Origin of the sequence: Haloferax mediterranei ATCC 33500 (genome assembly GCF_000306765.2) — an archaeon.
Taxonomy (GTDB): domain Archaea; phylum Halobacteriota; class Halobacteria; order Halobacteriales; family Haloferacaceae; genus Haloferax; species Haloferax mediterranei.
This window is the reverse complement of the sequence record NC_017941.2, coordinates 2,828,286-2,848,695: the sequence shown is the minus strand read 5'-3', so window position 1 is coordinate 2,848,695 and position 20,410 is coordinate 2,828,286. Positions and strand designations below refer to the sequence as shown.

Sequence of the window (20,410 nt, the reverse complement as noted above, 5' to 3'; positions counted from 1 at the left end):
AATTTACAATTCTCCGCCATTCCTTTCGTGCATTTGGTCAGAATGCGATAGAAACCTTTAGGATGTAACTCGTCACGCTTTTCGTATGAACGATTATGAACTACACCGCGAAACGCTCGCGGTGACCCATGGTGAACGCGGCCAGCTGCCCGCGCCGGGGGTCGAGGATGTTACTGTTCCGGTCCACCTCTCGTCGACGTATTCGATTCCCGACGTGGACCCAGACGCGGACCTGGAGACGCTCGACCCCGACGCGGGCGAGTACCTCTACTCGCGGTTGTCGAACCCGACGCGGAATGCGCTGGAACACCGGCTTGCGGCACTCGAAGGTGGCGAACACGCGCTCGCGTTCGTCTCCGGGACGGCGGCCATTGCCGCGACCATGACGGCGGTGGTCCACCCCGGCGACCACATCGTTGCGTTCGAAGACCTCTACGGTGGTACGAAGACGATGCTGAACCGCCTGTTCGCCGAGCGACTCGACGTGGACGTGACGTTCGTGGACGCGACGGACACCGAAAACGTCGAGGCCGCAATGCGCGACAACACGCGTCTCGTCTGGATGGAGACGCCGTCGAACCCGCTCATGCACCTCTGTGATGTCGAGGCCATTGCGGCCATCGCCGACGAGTGGGACGCCGTCTTCGGCGTGGATAACACCTTCCTCAGCCCGTACTTCCAGAATCCGCTGTCGCTCGGTGCCGACGTGGTCGTCCACAGCACCACGAAGTACCTCAACGGTCACTCCGACTCTATCGGTGGTGCGGTCGTCACCGACCGCGACGACATCATGGACGAACTCGCGTTCCTCCAGCGTGTCGGCATGGGGTCGATGCTCTCGCCGTTCGACTCCTATCTGACACTTCGCGGTATCAAGACGCTTCCCCTGCGGATGCGCCAGCACGAGGAGAACGCGATGGAAATCGCGCAGTACCTCGAATCCCACGACGCTGTCACGCGCGTTCTCTACCCGGGTCTCGAATCGCACCCACAACACGACCTCGCCGCCCGCCAGCAGTCCGGGTTCGGCGGCGTCCTCTCGTTCGAACTCGACACCGACCTCGACGGGACGGCCGAGTTCCTCGGGAACCTCGACGAGTTCCCGCTCGCGGTCAGCCTCGGCGGCGTTGAGAGCCTCATCGAGCACCCGGCGACGATGACGCACTCGCCGCTCTCACAGACCGAACGCGACAGACTCGGCATCTCGGATTCCTTCCTCCGACTGTCCGTGGGCGTCGAACACGTCGATGACCTGATTTCGGACCTCGACGAAGCGCTGTCGACGGTCTAAAGAGAAAAGCGAGAGTTCCACGGGTCACCCGACCCGTGGTCGTTTACGGAGACGCCACTGTTTCCGCTCTTCGCCCGCTCGAATTCCGTTGCATCGGGCATCTAACCGAGGCGTTTAACAGTCCGCCCGGCAGTAGGTACGCCAACGCAATGCCGAGCGGAGAATACGACCCGGAAACCGTCGAGGCGAAGTGGCAAGAGAGGTGGGTCGACGAAGACCTGTACGCGTACCCAGAGCGTGCGGTAGACCCCGACACTGTATTCTCTATCGACTCGCCGCCGCCGACGGTGTCCGGGAGTCTCCACTGGGGCCACGTCTACGGCTTCACCCTCCAGGATTTCGTCGCCCGGTTCAACCGGATGCGCGGCAAGGAGGTGTACTTCCCGTTCGGATACGACGACAACGGCATCGCGTCGGAGCTCCTGACCGAGGACGAACTCGATATCAAACACCAGGACTACGAGCGACGCGAGTTCCAGAAGCTCTGCCGTGAAGTCACCTCGAAGTACGAGTCGGAGTTCACCGAGAAGATGCAGAACCTCGGTATCTCCATCGACTGGGACCAGACCTACCAGACCATCTCGCCGGAGGTCCAGCGCGTCTCACAACTCTCGTTTATCGACCTGTACGAGAAGGACCGCCAATACCGCCAGCGAGCCCCCGCTATCTGGTGTCCCGAGTGTGAGACGGCTATCTCACAGGTCGAGACCGAAGACGACGAGCAGCACTCGCACTTCCACGATATCGAGTTCGGCGTCGCCGATTCGGACGAATCGTTCGTCATCTCCACAACGCGTCCCGAACTCCTCCCCGCGTGTGTCGCCGTCTTCGTTCACCCCGACGACGACGAGAACGAGCATCTCGTCGGCCAAGAGGCGACGGTCCCGCTGTTCGGCCAGCAGGTTCCAATCCTCGAAGACGAGCGCGTCGACTTAGAGACGGGAACGGGTCTCGTCATGTGCTGTACCTTCGGCGACCAGACGGACATCGAGTGGTATCAGGCACACGACCTGCCGCTTCGTATCGCCATCGACGAGTCCGGCACGATGACCGAGGAAGCGGGCGAGTATGCGGGCCTGTCCGCGCACGAAGCGCGCGAGAAAATCGTCCCTGACCTCGAAGATTCCGGTGCACTTCTCGACAAACGTGCCATCACGCACGCGGTCAAAGTCCACGAGCGCTGTGACACAAGCGTCGAGTTCCTCGTCAAGGACCAGTGGTACATCAAACTGCTCGACAAGCGCGAGGAGTACCTCGAAGCGGGCGAACAGATGGACTGGTTCCCAGAAAAGATGTTCACGCGGTACAAAAACTGGATCGAGGGACTCCAGTGGGACTGGGCTATCTCGCGGCAGCGCTCCTCGGGGATTCCGTTCCCAGTCTGGTACTGCGAGGACTGCGAGCACGCCGTCGTCGCCGACCGCGAGGACCTGCCGGTCGACCCGCTTTCTGACGACCCGCCGGTCGATAGCTGTCCCGACTGTGGCAACGACGAGTTCGTCGCCGAAGACGACGTGTTCGACACGTGGGCGACCTCGTCGCTTACGCCCCTCATCAACGGTGGCTGGGACTGGAACCCCGAGACCGAGGAGATGGAACTCGAACGGCCCGAACTCTACCCGTTCGACATGCGCCCGCAGGGCCACGACATCATCTCATTCTGGCTGTTCCACACGGTCGTCAAGTGCTACGAGCACACTGGCGAGGTTCCGTTCGACAGCGTCATGATAAACGGGATGGTTCTCGACGAAAACCGCGAGAAGATGTCCAAGTCCGTCGGCAACGTCGTCTCGCCCGACGAGGTTCTGGAGAAGTTCCCGGTCGACGCCGCCCGCTACTGGGCCGCCGGGAGCGCCGTCGGCGACGACCTGCCGTACCAGGAGAAAGGTCTCGTCGCGGGCGAGAAACTGATGCGGAAGCTCTGGAACGCGTCAAAGCTCGTCGAGAGTCTCACCGAGGACGCACCAGCGGAGTTCGACCACGACGACCTACAGGAGATTGACCGCTGGCTTCTGGCCTCGCTCGACCGCGAACTCGAATTCGTCACCGAGAAACTGGAGAACCGCGAGTTCTCGAAGGCGCGCGACCGCCTGCGCAGTTTCTTCTGGCACACGTTCTGCGACGACTACCTCGAAATCGCCAAACAGCGAGTCCGCGAGAGCGACGACCCATCTGCGGCCTACACGCTCCGGACCGCCCACCAACGGTTCCTCGTCTGCTTCGCGCCCATCCTCGCCCACGTCACCGAGGAACTCTGGCGCGACATGTACGACGGAGCGAGCGTCCACGACCAGTCGTGGCCCGAACCGCTCGGTCTCGACGCCGACTTCGAGGCGGGCGAGACGGCGATGGCCGTCGTCGGCGCACTCCGGAAGTACAAAAGCGACGCGCAGCTCTCGATGAACGCCCCGCTCGACGAGGTCGAAGTCTACGGGCACGTCTCCGGTCTCGAAGCGGATATCAGCGGCGTGATGCACGTTGAGTCGCTCACCTCGACCGACGAGGAACCGCCTATCGAGTCCGTTATCTCCGGTATCGACCTCGACTACTCCATCGTCGGTCCCGAATTCGGCAGTAAGGTCCCGGATATCGAGGCCGCGCTCGCACAGGACGACTACGAACTCGTCGACGACGAACTCCACGTCGCGGGCGTCGAACTCGGCCCCGACGCGTTCGAGGTCAACGAAGAGCGCACCTACTCCGGTGAGGGCGAGTTCGTCGAGACCGAGGGCGCGCTCGTCATCGTGAAGAACGACGACTAAGCGCTCATCTTCCGTTTTTAACCGTCTGCGGCTCCACTATTGCGCCGTCAGTCGTTTCCGTCTGCACCTTGCGTCGACTGTTGATTGACCCCGAACGCTTCGAGCACCACCGCTGCGTCCTCGACGTGGGGAATCTCCAGCGGGTGGTTCTCGTTCGCATCGTCGCCGTCGACTTCCTCGGGGTCCGGCATCGTGAGTTGTACGTCGGGTGTCGACTCCACGTCCGTGTCGAACTGTAGCGTTTCGGTGCCGAAAACCGACGAGGCCAACCGAGCAACAGGACACCGACCGGAGCGACCGCGTTAGACACGAGGACCGCGAACGCTCCGGAGTCGTAGGGGGAGGGACGTCGCACAATCGGTCAACTGAATGGGAGGAAAAACAGACTTCGGTTCGCTTTCGCGGCTGCGAACCCGTTGCGGCCGACTTACAGGTCCGCGCCGACAGCGTCTTCAACCGAGTCGAATCCGTCTTGTTCGAGTCGTTCGACCAGACCGCGGTTGATGTCGCGGGCGATGCTCGGCCCCTCGTAGACCATGCCTGTGTAGAGTTGGACCATCGAGGCCCCGGCCCGAATCTTCCGGTAGGCGCTTTCGGTGTCGGAGACACCGCCGACGCCGACGATTGGCACGTCGGTTCGTTCCGCGATGAACCGGACCATCTCTGTCGCCTCTGACTCGATGGGCTTTCCGGAGAGTCCACCGCGTTCGGCTTGATTCGGATTCTGAAGCGAGTCGGGACGCGACGTGGTCGTGTTGCTCGCGATGATACCGTCTAAGTCGAGTTCGTCGACGACGTCGAGTGCGTCTTCGACCGCAGGGTCCGGCAGGTCGGGCGAGAGTTTCACGAGGAGCGGGTCGGCACCGGCGTCGACGAGCGTCCCCAGAATCGCCTCCAGTGAGTCGCGGTTCTGGAGGTCGCGGAAGCCCTCGCTGTTGGGACAGGAGACGTTGACGACGAAGTAATCGGCCCCGTCGGCGACACGCTCGTAGGTGTAGCGGTAGTCCTCTGGAGCTTCTTCGGTTGGCGTCACTTCGGAAAGCGCGAGATTGACGCCGACAGGGATGTCCGGGTGCGGGCCCGCGGACAGGCGCGCGCCGACCGCGTCCGCGCCCTCGTTGTTGAGACCCATCCGATTGATGAGGCCGTTGTCTTCGGGCAGGCGGAACATCCGCGGGCGCGGATTGCCCGTCTGGGGCTTTGCCGTCACGCCGCCAACTTCGACGTGGCCGAATCCGAGCGCCGCGAGGACGGTCGGCACTTCGGCGTTCTTGTCGAATCCGGCAGCGACACCGACCGGATTCGGGAACTCAAGTCCGAACGCGCTCGTCGTGAGTCGTGGGTCGTCGACGCGGTACCGTCGCTCGAGAAGTGATTCAATGGGGGTACCGCGGACTGTGGTGAGAAGCCCATGGATAGTCCCATGTGCGGTTTCCGGCGGGAGCGAGAAGAGAAGGGGTTTGGCGAGAGCGTAGGGGTTCATTGTAGTATCGTGTGCCATCCGCTGTCGGTGGAATTGTTTCGAGACGTCACGGTACACCCGTGTCAGAAGTCGTGTTCGACCTGTTCTGGGTCTGCCTTCTGGATGATGATTTTGCCGTCTCGAACACGAACGAATACCTCGTCGCCAATCTCCATCCCGGCGACTGCGAGTTCATCTTCGTGGAGGTTGACGTGGACGTTGTGGTACTCGCCGTTTTCGTCTTTGGCGCCACTCGGACTGAGCTTCTTTTTCCGGACCATCTGGGGGTCTATCCGTTGGTTCGCCGCAGGGAATACATAAGTGTTGTCTCCGTCTGCCCGCTGAGCGGTTATTTTCGCCTTATTATTACTCTCTCACGCGGACACCTATACCTTTCTTGACCTTTTTTTGACGGTCTCGTACGCACGAGTATATAAGTATAGTACCGTCGTCGGTCGAAAACGGCGATATATTTATGGCGTGCTATGTGGTTCATTGGCATAGAGGTGGAAAATCATGGTACGCGAGGACGGTAAGCGGAACTTTGTGCTCCGAAAGGAGGACGGTACAGAGACGAGTGTCTTCTCGGGAAGCATGCCACGACAGGCTGCGCTCAAAGCAGCACGTCGGCTCGACCCTCATGGCTCCGAAGACGAGGCTGAGTCGAATGCGACTGAGATTCGACTCCGAGAGAAGGGAACCGACAAGGTCCACATCTTCGACGCGTGGGCGTGGAACAGCGACGCACCCGAAGACAAACCCGGTTGGATGGAGGGGAAGATTACCAAGGGGAACGTCTCCAAGAAAGGAATCGAACACCTCGACGAGTAGCCCAACGGACGTTCACGTTCAACTTCTTATCGTGCGTACGCACGTGAGGCAAAATATACTCGCCAGTCGATACGCCTTTCACGACGGCACTGTCAATTCCGTCTGCGCGACCAACACCCGGTCAGACCGTACGTACAAAGCGGGGGATGAACGGCCGGCCTCCAGTCGCGCGATATTGACCGCTGAGAGATATCGTCGTTTTTTCCGCAACCCCGTCATGAAACTGCATGACGAAGCGCCCTCGGTTCGACGGCCTTAAATGTAACCGTGGCATTGGAAGTAATGTGAAGAAGCGCACGGGGGCACTCCCCCCGAAGGCTTCGTCCGAACGCCCTTTCGACCCAACGGTCGTCTGGCGCCCACCGGGATGATACACCTTCCCGGGGCTGCCAACGATACGACGGCCTTAAGTGGTCCAAGGCATTTCGGAATAATGCGAACGACACACCGCGATTGCGGGGCGATTCAACGCGTCCCGCCTCACCGGATGCGACCGAACTCGGTTCGATGGGTTTAAACCCATCAATCGCCTCGGTTCAAATCCGAAGGACATGAGGATTCCGCCCCTGCGGTACGCCGCAAGACGGTATCTGATGTTAGCCCTAGTAGTTCGGTGACATCCGAACGGATGTCATTCGAACTCGGACCTTTGAACGGTGATTTGACAGCAATACGCTGCCATTCACCCGCCAACACCCCGCGACCAGGTTTAAATGGTCGCGACCCATTCCGGTTGATCCTGCCGGAGGTCATTGCTATTGGGGTCCGATTTAGCCATGCTAGTTGCACGAGTTCACACTCGTGGCGAAAAGCTCAGTAACACGTGGCCAAACTACCCTACAGAGAACGATAACCTCGGGAAACTGAGGCTAATAGTTCATACGGGAGTCATGCTTGAATGCCGACTCCCCGAAACGCTCCGGCGCTGTAGGATGTGGCTGCGGCCGATTAGGTAGACGGTGGGGTAACGGCCCACCGTGCCAATAATCGGTACGGGTTGTGAGAGCAAGAACCCGGAGACGGAATCTGAGACAAGATTCCGGGCCCTACGGGGCGCAGCAGGCGCGAAACCTTTACACTGCACGCAAGTGCGATAAGGGGACCCCAAGTGCGAGGGCATATAGTCCTCGCTTTTCACGACTGTAAGGCGGTCGAGGAATAAGAGCTGGGCAAGACCGGTGCCAGCCGCCGCGGTAATACCGGCAGCTCAAGTGATGACCGATATTATTGGGCCTAAAGCGTCCGTAGCCGGCCACGAAGGTTCATCGGGAAATCCGCCAGCTCAACTGGCGGGCGTCCGGTGAAAACCACGTGGCTTGGGACCGGAAGGCTCGAGGGGTACGTCTGGGGTAGGAGTGAAATCCTGTAATCCTGGACGGACCACCGATGGCGAAAGCACCTCGAGAAGACGGATCCGACGGTGAGGGACGAAAGCTAGGGTCTCGAACCGGATTAGATACCCGGGTAGTCCTAGCTGTAAACGATGCTCGCTAGGTGTGGCACAGGCTACGAGCCTGTGCTGTGCCGTAGGGAAGCCGTGAAGCGAGCCGCCTGGGAAGTACGTCCGCAAGGATGAAACTTAAAGGAATTGGCGGGGGAGCACTACAACCGGAGGAGCCTGCGGTTTAATTGGACTCAACGCCGGACATCTCACCAGCTCCGACTACAGTAATGACGGTCAGGTTGATGACCTTACCACGACGCTGTAGAGAGGAGGTGCATGGCCGCCGTCAGCTCGTACCGTGAGGCGTCCTGTTAAGTCAGGCAACGAGCGAGACCCGCACTTCTAATTGCCAGCAACAGTTTCGACTGGTTGGGTACATTAGAAGGACTGCCGCTGCTAAAGCGGAGGAAGGAACGGGCAACGGTAGGTCAGTATGCCCCGAATGAGCTGGGCTACACGCGGGCTACAATGGTCAAGACAATGGGTTGCTATCTCGAAAGAGAACGCTAATCTCCTAAACTTGATCGTAGTTCGGATTGAGGACTGAAACTCGTCCTCATGAAGCTGGATTCGGTAGTAATCGCATTTCACAAGAGTGCGGTGAATACGTCCCTGCTCCTTGCACACACCGCCCGTCAAAGCACCCGAGTGAGGTCCGGATGAGGCCACCACACGGTGGTCGAATCTGGGCTTCGCAAGGGGGCTTAAGTCGTAACAAGGTAGCCGTAGGGGAATCTGCGGCTGGATCACCTCCTAACGACCGAGACCACCCCGACGGGGTGGCTCAACGCTGATTTCCGAGTTCACACAATGACACCCGTTCGGACACCTTAGAACTACTAGGGCTAACACGGGCCCATAGCTCAGTGGTAGAGTGCCTCCTTTGCAAGGAGGATGCCCAGGGTTCGAATCCCTGTGGGTCCATAGTAAGCAGTACTCCACTCCCGAACAATCGTGCCCCTTAAGTGGGGCAAGACAGTTCGGAAGAATGGATACTGACGACAGATGCACCATCCCGCGCAAGCGTGGTTGGGAAGGGTCGAAAACACGCCTCGGCTATCTCCGAGGGTGTTTGATGAAACCGTGTGTACGTGCAATCCAGGCGTCCACTGGACCCGTTCTCCGGGTCACAGTGACTATATCAACTGGCTACTGTGCCAGCTGGTGGATAGCTCGGCTCGAGAGCCGATGACGGACGTGCCAAGCTGCGATAAGCCTCAGGGACCCGCATGGAGGGAAAGAACTGAGGATCTCCGAATGGGAATCCCCACAGCAATTGCCTAGCGCAATGGGGAACGTTCCGAATTGAAACATCTTAGTAGGAACAGGAAAAGAAAGCAATCCGCGATGTCGTTAGTAACGGCGAGTGAACGCGATACAGTCCAAACCGAAGCCTTCGGGCAATGTGGTGTACGGACTACCCATAACGGACCTGGAATTCACACGAAGTCTCCTGGAACGGAGCGTGATACAGGGTGAAAACCCCGTAGTGTGAAGGAAAGATCCCGGGGTTGTTCCAGAATAGCGGGGGTTGGATATCCCTCGTGAATTACGCAGGCATCAACTGCGAAGACTAAACACTCCTCGAGACCGATAGCGAACAAGTAGCGTGAGCGAACGCTGAAAAGCACCCCGAAAAGGGCGGTGCAATAGGGCTTGAAATCAGTTGGCGATAGAGCGATATAGCATACAAGGTCGTCTGACGAATGACCTAGAAGCGATTCTACAGTAAGACTCAGACGAAGCCGATGTTATATCGTACGTTTTGAAAAACGAACCATGGAGTGCATCTGACTGGCGAGTCTAAGGGGAGAACCCCCGGAGGCATAGGGAAACCGATACGGCCGCAGTCTTTGACCAGGGCCACCGTCTTCAAGGGCGGGGAGCCAACCGGATGCGACCCGAAACCAAGTGATCTACGCCGGAGCAGGGCGAAGCGTGGCGAAAGCTGCGTGGAGGCCCGTTAGAGTTGGTGTCCTACAATACCCTCTCGTGACTCTGGTGTAGGGGTGAAAGGCCCATCGAACTTGGCAACAGCTGGTTCCAACCGAAACATGTCGAAGCATGACCTCTGATGAGATAGTCCGTGAGGTAGAGCGACCGATTGGGAATCCGGCCTCCGAGAGGAGTTCGCTTCCCTGTCAAACTCCAAACTTACGGACATCGTAGACTCAGGGAGTCCGGTGTGCGGGGTAAGCTTGTGCACCGTGAGGGAGACAACCCAGAGCCAGGTTAAGGACCCAAAGTGTGGATTAAGTGTGATCGAAGATTGTCTCGAGCCCTAAACAGCCGGGAGGTGAGCTTAGAAGCAGCTACCCTCTAAGAATAGCGTAACAGCTTACCGGCCGAGGTTCGAGGCGTCGAAAATGATCGGGACTCAAATCCACCTCCGAGACCTGGCGGCGTGCTATTTAGCACGATTCCGTAGGTTGGCATACTGCATGGACGGAAGTACGGGTGAGAACTCGTATGGACCGTGCAGCAACGAAAATCATGGTCTCAGTAGCAGCGAGAGTCGGGTGTGAACCCCGACGACCTTACGCGCAAGGGTTCCTCGGCACTGTCAATCAGCCGAGGGTTAGTCGATCCTAAGTCTATCCGTAATTCGAAATAGATGAAAGGGAAACTGGTTAATATTCCAGTACCTTCTTGCAATAAAAGTCGACGCTTTAGGAAACACCGAGCGGGGCCTTCGCCCCGTCGAATCACCGAACTTCGTGGAAGCCGTAATGGCACGAAGCGAAAGAATGGTGAGATAGGGAAACTCGGCGGTACCTAGAGCCCGTGAAAAGACAAGCAAGAAGCTCGTACCGAGATCCGACACAGGTGCGCTGGCAGAGTAAGCCAAGGTCTGTCGGGATCAACCGACGTTAGGGAATTCGGCAAGTTAGTCCCGTAAGTTCGCGATAAGGGATACCTGCTCTTGATAGAGCAGGTCGCAGTGACTCGGACGCTCCGACTGTCTAGTAACAACATAGGTGACCGCAAATCCGCAAGGACTCGTACGGTCACTGAATCCTGCCCAGTGCGGGTATCTGAACACCCATTACAATGGGACGAAGGACCCGTCAACGGCGGGGGTAACTATGACCCTCTTAAGGTAGCGTAGTACCTTGCCGCTTCAGTAGCGGCTTGCATGAATGGATCAACGAGAGCGTCACTGTCCCAACGTTGGGCCCGGTGAACAGTACGTTCCAGTGCGGAGTCTGGAGACCCCCAAGGGGAAGCGAAGACCCTATAGAGCTTTACTGCAGGCTGTCGCTGAGACGTGGTCGCTAATGTGCAGCATAGGTAGGAGCCGTTACACAGGTACCCGCGCCAGCGGGCCACCGAGGCAGCATTGAAATACTACCCGTTAGTGACTGCGACTCTCACTCCTGGCGGAGGACACCGGTAGCCGGGCAGTTTGACTGGGGCGGTACGCGCTCGAAAAGATATCGAGCGCGCCCAAAGATTTCCTCACGCGAGTCGGGAACTCGTGGAAGAGCGCAAGAGCAAACGGAAGTCTGACAGTGACATTCCCAACGAGTGTCGCTGACGCGAAAGCGTGGTCTAGCGAACCTACGAGGTTCATTCATGGGACCCGTAGATGACAGAAAAGCTACCTTAGGGATAACAGAGTCGTCACCCGCAAGAGCACATATCGACCGGGTGGCTTGCTACCTCGATGTCGGTTCCCTCCATCCTGCCTGTGCAGAAGCAGGCAAGGGTGAGGTTGTTCGCCTATTAAAGGAGGTCGTGAGCTGGGTTTAGACCGTCGTGAGACAGGTCGGCTGCTATCTATTGGGGGTGCTAAGGAACTTGACGTGAACGTTCGTATAGTACGAGAGGAACTACGAATGGGTGCCACTGGTGTACCGGTTGTCCGAGAGGGCAGTTGCCGGGCAGCTACGCACCGCAGGGTAAGAGCTGAAAGCATCTAAGCTCGAAACCTACACGGAAAAGAAGTTCCACTGAGGTCACTCGTAGAAGACGAGTTCGATAGACTCGGGGTGTACGTGTCGAGGCAACGAGACATTAAGCCCGCGAGCACTAACAGACCAAGCCACATTCATACGCACTGAACCCGTGAGAACGGGTCCAGGCGCAAACTGGATTGCACGAACACACGATATATACGGCCCGTCCGATACTGGTGTATTGACAACGGTTCGATTCCGTTGGTCGGTATTACGGCGGCCAGAGCGGTGAGGTTCCACCCGTACCCATCCCGAACACGGAAGTTAAGCTCGCCTGCGTTCTGGTCAGTACTGGAGTGAGCGATCCTCTGGGAAATCCAGTTCGCCGCCCCTACTCATATAGCCCACTGGACAATGTCCAGTGGGCTTTTTTCATTTATAGCGAGCAGTCAGACTGCTCGCACATACTACTCACCCCCCAGCCGCAGCACTCGGTACCTGTTCAAGTGGTGAAAACCCCCGACACAGGCCACACACCGTCAGGCTTAAGCACAAGACTGCGATACGATTAACTGCGCCAAGGTGGCAGAGTTCGGCCTAACGCAGCGGCCTGCAGAGCCGCCCGCCGCCGGTTCAAATCCGGCCCTTGGCTTTCTTCAGTTACGTTATCGTTCCGAGAGCCACTGCGTCGCTCTCGACACACGGCTGTCAGTTTTTGTTCTTTCTCAATTCCTGCATCGACACAGCCTAGAGAGACATCTATCAGCCATCAATAACATAACAGGAAGTACGCGAAGAAACACACAGACGTATCGGAAGCAGTGGGGTCTCCCCCATTGCCCTCACTGCAAGAGCCGTGCTTCGAAATCGGTCTTCGAGTTGTGGTCGTCGAGTTCGTGGGCGAGTTCTAGTGCTTTGAGTGCAGTCTTCCGTTCTCGAACCCGGGCTTTGACGGCCGAAAAACACTCCGCAGCACGTTCGAGTGTATCGAGTGCATCCGAAGGTTGTCCAACGGTACAGAGTGCATCGGCTAACTGACGAAGACAGCGTCCCTCGAGGACTTTCGTGGGGGCCACTTCGACGGCTTTTCGGAGGTGAGAAAGTCCGTTCGTTGTCTCTCCCGTGGCAACGAGAACAAGCCCAAGCGCTGCATTTGCACGAGCCTCCGGTTCTTGAGCCGAGTGTTCCGCTCGGTCGAGTACCTCCTCAGCGAGGGCTTGAGCCCGTTCTCGTTCCCCGCGCTGGAGGTGTGCACGAGCGCGGATTGCTTCGACCTCGATTAGCTTCGATTCGTTTTGTTCGAGTATATCGCTCGCGATGTCAACGTGTTTAAGTGAAGCGTCGGCCTCGCCCATATCAAGTAGTACTTCGGCGAGACCGTGATGGGCGCATCCGCGAACCCACTCGAGTTGTTTATCGTCCAATGTCTCGACGAGTTCTTCGTAGCGTGCACGTGCATCGTCAAGTGTACCACGTTCGAGCTCGATTCGGCCGAGGTTATTCGATGCCAATGCTGTACCCATTGAATCGCCGATCTTCCGGCGAATCGCTGTTGCCTGCTTCAGATATCGTTCTGCTTCATCTAGCGTTCCATCTTCGAGTTCGATACGACTGAGGAGATCGAGGCTGATTGCTTCTCCCCACAGATACTGGGCCTCCCTTCGCAGCTGAAGACTTGTCTGTGCGTGCTCGCGTGCCTTATCGTACCTCCCCAGTGTCACTTCAACCTGACCGAGGTTTGCGAGTGTACTCGCAACTCGTGCGTCGTCACCGACAGTCCGGCGAAGCGCAAGTGCTTGTTCATACTGTGTTTTTGCGGACTCTGGATTGTCGGTTTGCGCCTCGATACTACCAAGCGCATTTAACACGTCGCTTCGCCCGACAGCATCGTCTATCTGCTCAAACCGTTCGAGCGCCTTGTATGTGCTTTCGCGTGCACACTCGAACTCTCCACGATATCGCGAAACTTCGGATATCCCAGCAAATCCGTCCGCGTGCGCTTGAATGAGCATCTCCTCGTCGAACACGCTATCGTCGAGTTCGATGAGCGATTCGAACTCACGCTTTGCCCGGCCAAGCTCTCCACTGTTTACGAACATCCGGGCGCGCCACCGTCGGGCGTCCAGTTGAAGTTCGGGATCGCAGGCACGAGGGACAGCAACGTCCGAATAGTCCGTCTCGGCGTAGAGTTCCGAGAGCGTCGGCGTGTTGACGCCGAGTTCGAAGACGTTTCGAACGAGCCGGTTACCCCACGTCGTCGGGTCGGATTCGATGGTCCGAATGATGTCGGCAGTGCCGCCGAACACCGACTGGACGTTCTCTCTCGCGCGTTCGTCGTCGACGAGCGAAAAGAGCGCACTGAGACAGCGCTCGAATCGCCGTCGTGCACGTCGCTCGGATTCGAGGTCCAACAGTCGTTGAAGGAAACGAGTGGACCACGTTTCGTGGACTGCTCGGACCCGTTCGGCCTCGTCGTCTCCGAAGGCAGAGTAGAGAACTGACCGTTCGAGTGCGTCGAGTGCGTCTTCTACGACTGATTCCTCTTGCCTTGAAGACGACAGTGTATACGCGAGAGGGAGGTCGACGCCGACACCCGAGGCGTTCAGCAGGTTCACGAGCACACCAACGTCGACTGCGAGTTCGTCATCGATACGTTCGAGACTTTCGTAGACTTCGTCGATGTCGTCGAGGAGGCTCGTCGGTGCAGCGTCGCCATGAGTGCTTGGTTCGACGTACCGAGCCAGTCGGTGGAAAAAGAGATACATCTCTCCAGGGGTGAGTTCGTCCTGGTCGCTCGGGTGAAGTTCGTCCGGGTCGATGTCGATACGTTTGCCGACCGTGGTTTCGAAGTGTTCGACGATGCGTTCGCGCTCGCGAGCGTCGACGCCCGGAACGGACAGCACGTCAATCGATTGGGTTCGGTGTGATTCGAGGCGTGCAGACCCCCGAAGCGTACCGTCTCGCCACTCGTTTTCTCGACTGTCGAGGAGGAAGGTCACTTGGTCATCGTCGGCGAACTCGCGAACGAGTTCGAACACCGCGTTTGCCTCGTTTCGAGTCGCGTCTTCGACGACGACGAGGACGTGTCCGGGCGTTTCGGCGAGGTACGACCCGAGATGTGCAGTCGCAGTGAGTGGTTCCCGCTGGCCGCTTTTCCGGTAGAGGACAGGGCCTTGCTCTCGCTCGTACCACCGGCAGGCGACGGACATACACACCGTACTCTTTCCTGCACCCGGCGGTCCGATGACGACGTGGTCGTTACTCGCTCGAAGCCGAGCGAATAGCTCGTCGGTTACGTTCTTTCGCCCGTCTTCGGTTTGCTGCTCGCGGTCGAATGCGTACCCGGCACGAACTTCACCGAGGTCGAATCCCGCACGCCAACAGGCCAGGGGTGGCGAAACACCGACCCGGTCGAAGTACGCCGGAGAGAGCCGAACGAGACCCTGTGATTGGAGTGTCGTCGGGAGCTTCGCACCTCGAATGCCCGTCCCTGTGGTATCGACTTCGGGCGCAACGGTCGTCGTGTTCGTCTCACCAGTGAGTGTTTGGTTCGCTTTGTCGGCGAGTGCTTGGTCCGTTTTATCGGCGAGTGCTTGGTCCGTTTTATCGGCGAGTGCTTGGTCCGTTTTATCGGTGGGTTCTCGATTGGCTGACTCGCCGGACCGTCCGTCGTTGACCTCGCCATCAACTCGGCCACTCAGGTCGAACGGAGTCGCTGCTTCCCAGAGCGATTGGACGTATTGACGGGTCCATGTCACGGCCCGTTTTGTCGTGTTCCGTATCACACACTGAATCTGTGCGGCGTCGCTGTAGACGACGATAGTCACGTGTGGAACACCGTCGAGCGCTGTTTGTGTGATGGCGAACGGGGGAACGTCCCCGACGCGGGGTTCGCAGTCGGGCACGGCCTGTATCGTTTCGAGAAGCTCTGGGAACTCTCGCCAGATGGCGGTGATAACTGACTCGGGCACGATGAGCCGACACGAGTGCCCATCGGTAAGCCACTGCGTGAACTGTTCGATGAACGTCTGACTCGGGAGGTATGGGAACACGAACGTCCCATGGTTCGTCATCGACAACCTGTTTCCAAGCGCGTCGAGCGGGTGGGACGCTGGAGTCGCAGTGGTCGAGTCGTCGGCCCCGAGAAGCACGTCGACTGGTAGCGGATACGAAGCAGTCTCCTCGGCGACGAACGAATCGAATTCGAGGACATCCTGTGCGTCTGTGTAAAACGACCGAATCAGGGCGACGAGGTAGCGTCCTTTTAGTGACGTAGTGTACCCGTTCTGTACATCGAGAACGAGTCCGGACGTGATGAGGTCGCGAATCGCCCGGTCGACAGTCGACCGTGAGTACGGGAGCGCTTCGGTTAGTTCGCGTTTGTCGAGCGTCCCCTCGTCTAACGTGTCGAGGAAGTCGAAGCGGTCGGAAACGAGTTCCAGTTGGTCTGTCATGCGGTCGTCATTGAGCATCACAGTTTGTCTCCACCCTGTACCCAGTACACGACAGGCCCGGGGCTCATGTTACTGTTTCTTCGCCTGATTGTCTCAAAACCCTGCCTGTTTCGTGACCGTCCGCGGGACACCCTCCGTATTTTGGGTGTGGTTGGCTCGCGGTGGCTCCGAGAGACGGTGGCATGCTCCGAGGAAAAGTAATCATTATACGCCGCGTGGCCCATCCCGAAACCATGCAACGACGCGCCGCGGCTATCTCCGTCGTGTTCTTCCTGGTCATCGGTGCCGGTGCATACTCACTCATCGCGACTGCATCGACGCCGTCGATCAGTTTCGAGAACCCCGAGTACTCGCTGGCACAGGGAGACGAATTCTCTGTCCCCAACAGTGACCAGACGTTCACAGTGTCGTCTATTACCGAGGAAGAGGAATCTGGCGGCCACGGTGGTGGCACCACAATCGTCCGCTCAGGTGAACTCACCTACGTAAACGACTCTGCCCGTTTCACCGAGACGTGGGACAACGCGAGCACGATTACGCTCGCCGGCACGGACTACCGTGTCGAAGTCCCGAACGCCTCCAACCCGAGCGAGGCGACGCTGGTCGAGATTCGAAACGACACGGCAATCCTACAGAACGACCCGAACGCCGACAACCAGACAGTCACCCGAAACGGTGAGCGCTACGTCGTCGTCAACGGCTCGACGCTCGTCCCCGCCGGAGAGTACTTCCCGGCCAACGAGACGCGCACCGTCGCCGAGGGCGACTCATTCACCTACGACAACCATTCGGTCACCGTCGCCGCTGTCGAGACGAGCGGCGTGACACTCGAATGGTTCGCCTCCGAAGAAAAGAAAATCGAGGTCGGTAACGAGGCGAACGTGACGCTCGACGGCCAGAAGTACCTCGCGTACTTCCCCGCGGGCGGCGAAGAGATGGTCCTGACCACGAACTACGATAGCTACGAGCGGCAAGTGGTCGAGATCGAGCAGTTCCACGAGACCGAAAACGGTCTGTGGGGCATCGCAATCGTCTCGTTCACGGCTATCGTGTTCCTCATCGGTCTGGCGTTCCTCCCGTCGCGGTACTGAACGCGCCGCCGTCTCACCGTTTTTCGCGTGTGTTGCCTACGCCGAGCCACGCGATTCCCACCCCGACTGCGACCGACGAGACTGCCCCGAAAATCTGGAGGGCAGCAATGGCCACACCACCGCTTGCGTAGCGCCACGGCGCACCGACGAGCGTTCCGACTCCGACGAGAACGACGAAGACGCCGACTGCGATGACGAGCCACGCGCTCCATCGGGTCGCGATTCTACTACTCATAACCATTGCTAGTTCGCCGTATGAGGACAAAAATGGACGCGAGACGCGACTGGACGTGAGTGATAACTGAACAGCGAGACACAATCAGATGTGAGTGACAACCGAACGGCGAGACCGCAGGTACCCGAAAGAACGACAGACGACGGTTGACCTCCATTCGAGCCGAAGAAAACACTCGCCGGTGGAATTGTTGTTCGAGGTGAAATAGGGGGGTTCGACCGGCCTACCGACGGAGGAAGTCGAGCAGTTTGTAGTCGTGGTCCGGCGTGTAGGTGCGGAACAGGAGGCTGTTTGCCAGCACGGAGACCGACGAGAACGCCATCGCGCCGGCGGCGAACACCGGTTGCAGGAGACCGAGCGACGCGAGCGGAATCATCGCGGTGTTGTAGCCGAGCGCCCAGAACAGGTTCTGTTTAATCTTCGCGAGCGTCCCTGCGGAGATACGAATCGCCTTCACCACGTCCTGTGGGTCGTCGCGCATGAGCGTCACGTCCGCCGCTTCGATGGCCACGTCGGTCCCAGACCCGAGTGCAGTACCGACGAATGCGGCGGCGAGTGCGGGCGCGTCGTTGACGCCGTCGCCGACCATCATAACCTTGGTGCCGTCCGCTTGCAGTGACTCGACGGCGTCGGCTTTGTCCTCGGGGAGGACGCCCGCGCTGACGTTGTCGGGGGAGATACCGACCCGTTCGGCGACGGCGCGGGCGGTCCGTTCGTTGTCGCCGGTAATCATGTGGACAGAGACGCCACGTTCGCGGAGCGCAGTGACTGCCTCGGCAGCAGATTCCTTGACCTCGTCGGCGTCGGCGACGACACCGGCGAGTTCGCCATCGACGGCGACCAACATCGCGGTCTTCCCGTCGTCTTCGAGGTCGCGGAGGGTGTCTTCCGCCGGTTCCGGGTTGATACCGTCTTCGGAGAGGAGTTTGCGGTTACCGACGAGCACAGTTACTCCGTCGACGGTGGCGCGGATGCCGTGGCCGGGAACGTTCTCGAAGTCGTCCGGGTCAACGAGGTCGATACCTCGGTTCTCCGCGCCATCGACGATGGCGCGCGCGAGCGGGTGCTCGCTGTTTCGCTCTGCGGACGCGGCGTACCGGAGGACTGCGTCCTCGTCGAGGGTCTCGTCCTCGCCAGTCGTGACGACGCCCGACCCGTCGGCGGCGGGACTGATAGCGACCACGTCGGTCAGCGTCATCTCACCTTTCGTGAGCGTGCCGGTCTTGTCGAAGACGACTGTCTCCACGTCTTTGACGCGTTCGAGGATGTCACCGCCTTTGAACAGGACGCCGTTCTGTGCGCCGATGGCTGTCCCGACCATCGTTGCGGCCGGGGTCGCGAGTCCGAGGGCGCACGGGCACGCGATAAGTACGGCCGAGGCGAAGACGACGACGGCGAACTCGAACGTAGAGATTGCTCCGCCAGCGGCGGCCGGACCGCCAGCGATGAGTCCCCAGACGGGAAGCGACTGGATGAATCCGGCCAGCGCCTCGGGAAAGAGGAACCAGACTGTTCCCCAGAAGAGGGCGTTGACGATGACCGCCGGAACGAAGTACGCCGAGATGCGGTCGGCGAGGTTTTGAATCTCCGGTTGGCGGCCCTGTGCCTCCTTGACCATCGAGACGATTTGCTGGATGGCCGTTTCGGAGCCGACTTTCGTCGCTTCGACCACGAGGACGCCGTTTTGGTTCACCGTCGAACCGACGACTTCGTCGCCGGACTCTTTCGAGACGGGGACGGACTCCCCGGTCACCATCGATTCGTCGACCGCGGAATCACCGTCGACGACGACCCCGTCGGTTGGAATCTTCTCGCCAGGGCGGACTTTCATCCGGTCGCCGACTTCGACCTCGTCGAGGGGAACCTCGCGTTCGGTTCCATCGTCGTCGACGAGCGTCGCCGTGTCGGCTTCGAGTTCGAGAAGCGTCCGAAGTGCCTCCGAGGCCTGTCCTTTCGAGCGCGCTTCGAGGTAGTTTCCGAGCGTGATGAACACCAAGATGAGTGCGGCGGTGTCGAAGTAGAGGCTCCCGGCGAGGAGACCGACGAGCACGGCGACCGAGTAGAAGTACGCCGTCGACGACCCCATCGCGATGAGCACGTCCATGTTGGCGGTGCGGTTCTTCACGACCGCCTTGTAGGAGTTCACGTAGAACTCGCGACCGAGAACGACCTGCACTGGCGTCGCGAGGGCGAACCCGAGCCATCCAATCGGGATGCCGATTCCGGGAATCGTCTCGGGAAGCCCCGCGGTCGTGAATAACTCGACTGCGAGCATCCCCAAAAGCGGCAACGAGAGCACTGCGCCGAAGAGTGTCAGGCGCTTTTGGCGACGAATCTCCTCATTTCGAGCGGCGTCGCGGGCGCCTTCGGCTGATTCGCCGTCGTCACCCTCATCTTCGCGAACGGGCGCGTATCCGGCGTCTTCGACAGCCTGATAGAGGTCGTCGAGGCTCACGTCGGTCGGGTTGTACGTCACGTGCGCCTCGTCGGTAGCGAAGTTAACCTCGGCGTCGATGACGCCCGGAACCGATTCCAGCGACTTCTGGTTCGCGTCCGCGCAGTTCGCACAACTCATGCCGGAGATGCCGACGGTACGTGTCTTCGAGACTGCCTCGTAGCCCGCTTCCGAGATGGCGTCGTAGATGTCTCTGAGCGATACCTCCTCTGGGTCGTACTCCACGGTCCCTTCGTCGGTGGCGAAGTTGACCGTGGCTTCGGACACTCCGTCGAGTGCCTCGACCGCTTCCCCGACGGTGCGCGAGCAGTTCGCGCAACTCATGCCGCGGATATCCAGGTGTGTCGTTCGGCTACTCATGTTAGTTCTAGATACGTGACCCTCTCTTACCTCGATTGTGCCTTCGGAACCCAGCGGGAAGGGGCACCCGAACTTTCGATTCCAAACTTAACGAAACCGAATGCCATCGGCCATCCGACCCCCGCG

9 protein-coding genes, 2 tRNA genes, 3 rRNA genes and 1 pseudogene are annotated in these 20,410 nt (G+C 59.2%); 9 read left to right on the top strand and 6 right to left on the bottom strand.

All coding sequences use genetic code 11. The features are described 5' to 3' along the window. Positions 1-85 precede the first annotated feature (85 nt). Together HFX_RS14410 and HFX_RS14405 are read left to right on the top strand one after the other, a co-directional pair. A complete protein-coding gene (locus HFX_RS14410) occupies positions 86-1,291 on the top strand; it encodes a trans-sulfuration enzyme family protein (RefSeq protein WP_004059045.1) in 1,206 nt (401 codons plus the stop codon). Between the two features lie 149 nt (positions 1,292-1,440). Continuing rightward, a complete protein-coding gene (locus tag HFX_RS14405; RefSeq protein WP_004059047.1) occupies positions 1,441-4,053 on the top strand; it encodes a valine--tRNA ligase in 2,613 nt (870 codons plus the stop codon). A gap of 47 nt (positions 4,054-4,100) precedes the next feature. Here the strand turns inward: HFX_RS14405 and HFX_RS14400 are convergent. The 3 genes and pseudogenes from HFX_RS14400 to HFX_RS14390 all read right to left on the bottom strand — a co-directional run. Next, positions 4,101-4,310, bottom strand: a pseudogene (locus HFX_RS14400) (hypothetical protein); the annotation flags it as partial. Positions 4,311-4,480: 170 nt separating this feature from the next. After that, entirely contained in the window at positions 4,481-5,536 is a 1,056-nt protein-coding gene (locus HFX_RS14395) for a quinone-dependent dihydroorotate dehydrogenase (protein WP_004059052.1), read from the bottom strand. Between the two features lie 62 nt (positions 5,537-5,598). Further along, positions 5,599-5,796 (bottom strand): hypothetical protein, encoded by a 198-nt coding sequence (locus HFX_RS14390; protein ID WP_004059056.1) that lies wholly within the window; start codon positions 5,794-5,796, stop codon positions 5,599-5,601. A gap of 235 nt (positions 5,797-6,031) precedes the next feature. Here HFX_RS14390 and HFX_RS14385 point away from each other — a divergent pair, with 235 nt between their 5' ends. The 6 genes from HFX_RS14385 (at position 6,032) to HFX_RS14360 (ending at position 12,341) form a co-directional block, all read left to right on the top strand. Then, a complete protein-coding gene (locus HFX_RS14385; RefSeq protein ID WP_004059058.1) occupies positions 6,032-6,346 on the top strand; it encodes a non-histone chromosomal MC1 family protein in 315 nt (104 codons plus the stop codon). Between the two features lie 726 nt (positions 6,347-7,072). Further along, positions 7,073-8,545 (top strand): 16S ribosomal RNA (locus HFX_RS14380). Between the two features lie 97 nt (positions 8,546-8,642). Further along, positions 8,643-8,714: transfer RNA gene (locus tag HFX_RS14375), tRNA-Ala, on the top strand. A gap of 216 nt (positions 8,715-8,930) precedes the next feature. Then, a 23S ribosomal RNA gene (locus tag HFX_RS14370) occupies positions 8,931-11,844 on the top strand. Positions 11,845-11,961: 117 nt separating this feature from the next. After that, a 5S ribosomal RNA gene (gene rrf, locus HFX_RS14365) occupies positions 11,962-12,083 on the top strand. Together the 16S, 23S and 5S rRNA genes with 2 tRNA genes alongside form the textbook arrangement of a ribosomal RNA operon. Positions 12,084-12,265: 182 nt before the next feature. After that, positions 12,266-12,341: transfer RNA gene (locus HFX_RS14360), tRNA-Cys, on the top strand. 190 nt (positions 12,342-12,531) lie between these two features. Here the strand turns inward: HFX_RS14360 and HFX_RS14355 are convergent. Beyond that, positions 12,532-16,161: a tetratricopeptide repeat protein gene (locus HFX_RS14355; RefSeq protein WP_004059105.1), complete on the bottom strand. Its 3,630-nt coding sequence runs from the start codon at positions 16,159-16,161 to the stop codon at positions 12,532-12,534. A 215-nt stretch (positions 16,162-16,376) separates the two neighbouring features. Between HFX_RS14355 and HFX_RS14350 the strand changes: the two genes are divergently transcribed. Beyond that, positions 16,377-17,234 (top strand): hypothetical protein, encoded by an 858-nt coding sequence (locus tag HFX_RS14350; RefSeq protein WP_004059107.1) that lies wholly within the window; start codon positions 16,377-16,379, stop codon positions 17,232-17,234. A gap of 13 nt (positions 17,235-17,247) precedes the next feature. Here the strand turns inward: HFX_RS14350 and HFX_RS14345 are convergent, their stop codons facing one another. Together HFX_RS14345 and HFX_RS14340 are read right to left on the bottom strand one after the other, a co-directional pair. After that, complete coding sequence (locus HFX_RS14345; protein WP_049917473.1) at positions 17,248-17,469, bottom strand: hypothetical protein; 222 nt, start codon at positions 17,467-17,469, stop codon at positions 17,248-17,250. 223 nt (positions 17,470-17,692) lie between these two features. Continuing rightward, positions 17,693-20,284, bottom strand: coding sequence for a heavy metal translocating P-type ATPase (locus HFX_RS14340; protein WP_004059111.1), 2,592 nt, complete (start codon positions 20,282-20,284; stop codon positions 17,693-17,695). Positions 20,285-20,410 lie beyond the last annotated feature (126 nt).